Source organism: Ensifer sp. YR511, from assembly GCF_900103045.1.
Classification (GTDB): domain Bacteria; phylum Pseudomonadota; class Alphaproteobacteria; order Rhizobiales; family Rhizobiaceae; genus Ensifer; species Ensifer adhaerens.
Window position 1 is genome coordinate 1 of the sequence record NZ_FNGR01000079.1, and the last position, 2,495, is coordinate 2,495.

At 58.7% G+C, this 2,495-nt stretch carries 2 protein-coding genes and 1 pseudogene; 2 read left to right on the plus strand and 1 reads right to left on the minus strand.

What is annotated here, in order from left to right:
* Positions 1–285: pseudogene (locus BLU15_RS38690) on the plus strand (ISNCY family transposase); the annotation flags it as partial.
* Here the strand turns inward: BLU15_RS38690 and BLU15_RS38695 are convergent.
* A complete protein-coding gene (locus BLU15_RS38695; protein ID WP_090302584.1) occupies positions 272–1,009 on the minus strand; it encodes a hypothetical protein in 738 nt (245 codons plus the stop codon). The pseudogene BLU15_RS38690 and the gene BLU15_RS38695 overlap by 14 nt on opposite strands.
* Before the next feature lie 342 nt (positions 1,010–1,351).
* Between BLU15_RS38695 and BLU15_RS38700 the strand changes: the two genes are divergently transcribed.
* On the plus strand, positions 1,352–2,362 hold the full coding sequence (locus tag BLU15_RS38700) for an IS30 family transposase (RefSeq protein ID WP_060517157.1): 1,011 nt from the start codon (positions 1,352–1,354) through the stop codon (positions 2,360–2,362).
* Positions 2,363–2,495 lie beyond the last annotated feature (133 nt).

Sequence of the window (2,495 nt, forward strand, 5' to 3'; positions counted from 1 at the left end):
CGGGTGTTCGACAAGGACCAGCGGGTGACGCATGCGGCGATCACCGAGAACAAGCGGCTCGGTGAACTCCTGACCTACATCAAGGAACGTCAGGACCAGCCGACGAAGCCGGCCGTGAAGACGAACAGCGAGAAGATTGGCTACAAACCGCGGGGCCGCAAGCCGGGCAAGCGGACGGATTTCATGAACGATCCTGCGGTCATTGCTCGGCGGCGACAGGCGCTTTCCCCGCAAAGTGCGCTGGAGCAAGGGCAACCCTACCCGGCACAGTTCAATGGAGAATAAACTCGGACTGCATGTCCGATTCCAGCTTTAAACAGGCAGCCCACAAGGGTGTCTTGTGGTAGGTTCCGTGCTGCCAAATGGTCAGTCCCTGGCGCTCTTCGTGCAGCAATCCCAGCCAGCACAGCGGGCGAATGATATCGTAGCGGAGCGCCGACCTTTCCTTCCAGGTTTCGACAGTCATTTCTGCTGGCTCCGGGTACGATTCACTCGGGTATAGCTCGTTCGCCAGTTCGTCCAACGAACAGCCTCTTTCTGCTTTCATATTGATAAGATTGAGAAAGACATGCCACCAACGCATCCGATTGTGGACAGCCTCCTGCGTCTGCCCGTGGTGGATATAAGCATAAAGGTAATCCGTCGCGATCAGATCGAAGCAGGCCTGCGGTCTCGCCAAAAAATCCTGGCCACGTTTTGTGGGCAGCAGGACGTCTTTTCTCCGGCGAAGAAGCTTTAGATGTCGGACCATATCCCGCACCACCCAGAGCGGCGGCATGTCGGCTTCATTGAGGACCTTATTCATCCTGTACAGGTCTTCGGACGTGTACCCGGGCCAATCGAAATGAACGGCGGCCCAGTGCACGAACTTGCGGTTCATCGCTCCCGACGTGGTAAGACCGATCCCTCCCTGGGTCTCGGCGTAGGAGACAGTCATGGCCATGCCGCGAAGCAGCGGCGACAGCGCGGCGACATCGACGTCACCCATCAGCCTGATTTCCGGAAGCATCGCGAGATCCTGGCCCTGCACATTCAGCTGCCTGCAACATCTACCAGGAACGCAATAATTGGAACTGAGAAAGCTAAAGCCGAAGGGGTGCCCTTCTACCGCCCCCTCCCTTCCCTTGCAACCCGGCCCAGCCGGTCCGGTCGGGGGCTTGCCTCAGCGCCAGCGGAGATGTCGAGTGTCGCATGTCTAAATGGCTGGCGACGCGCCCAAAGTGACATTTCTACTTTGCGCCAACGTGGACAGTTCAACTTGGCTGCCACAGAACTTGTAGCCGGGTGGGTTCAAGGATGAAGTGCGACTTGCGATAGATACCAATGGGTTGTCACTCGCAAGGAATGGCTCATGAGACGCACCTACTCCCAAATCGATATGGATGAACGTCGTAGGATCGCCCGGTGGCGAGCGGCTGGCCTGAGTGTCACTGTGATCGCCGAGAAGCTTGGGCGGCATCGCTCGACGATTTTCCGGGAACTCAGCCGCAATGCTTTCGACGATGTGCAAATGCCGGAGCTCAGCGGCTACTACTGTGTCACGGCCAACGAGATGGCGCGTGAGCGCAGAGCCAAGCTGCGCAAGCTTGCTCGGTTTGCGCATGTGCGCCGATCGGTGATCGAGCGGATCATGCATGGCTGGTCGCCGCAGCAGATCGCCGGCCGCATGCGGCTTGAGCGTCATCCGATTTCCGTCAGCTACGAGACGATCTACAAATTCGCCTATTCCGCAGACGGCCTTGCCATCAAGCTGTGGCGGCATCTGCCGGAACGTCGCGCGAGACGTCGACCGCGGCATGCCAGGCGGCGCTACGGCCGCCGTTTCAGCCCGGAACTCAACATTCTCCATCGTCCTGACGCGGTCGACGAGCGCAAGCAGTTCGGTCATTGGGAGTGCGATCTCATTCAATTTCGCAAGAAGTTCGGCAAGGCCAATGTGACGTCGCTGGTCGAGCGAGTCAGTCGCTTTGCCGTCTTCCTGCGCAACAACGACCGGCAATCGAAGCCGATCATGGACGGGCTGATCCAGGCGCTGCAGTCCCTGCCCCATCTCGCCCGCCGGTCGATTACCTTTGACCGTGGCACCGAATTCAGCGAATGGCCGTATCTCCAGGCTGGCATCGGAACGCAGACATGGTTCTGCGACCCGCAGGCGCCGTGGCAAAAAGGCACCGTTGAGAACACCAATCGCCGTGCTCGCAAATGGCTTTCGAGAGAGGTGGATCCTCTATCGATCACCGACGGTGACCTGAAGGACATTTGCGATCGGCTTAACTCGACGCCCCGAAAGTGCCTCGGCTATCGAACGCCCGCGGAAGTCTTCCGCAAGAAACTGCTCGCGCAAATGCGGCGTGTCGGTTAGCGTTGCACGCGCAAGTCGCAGTTCGGCGTGAACTCACATGGCTATTTAGTAATGCGACAGTTGGGCCAGTTAGAGATGCGACAGTCTCGCCTCTCGACGCACTGGTCAAAGCCAACGTTGGGAGCAAGGATGA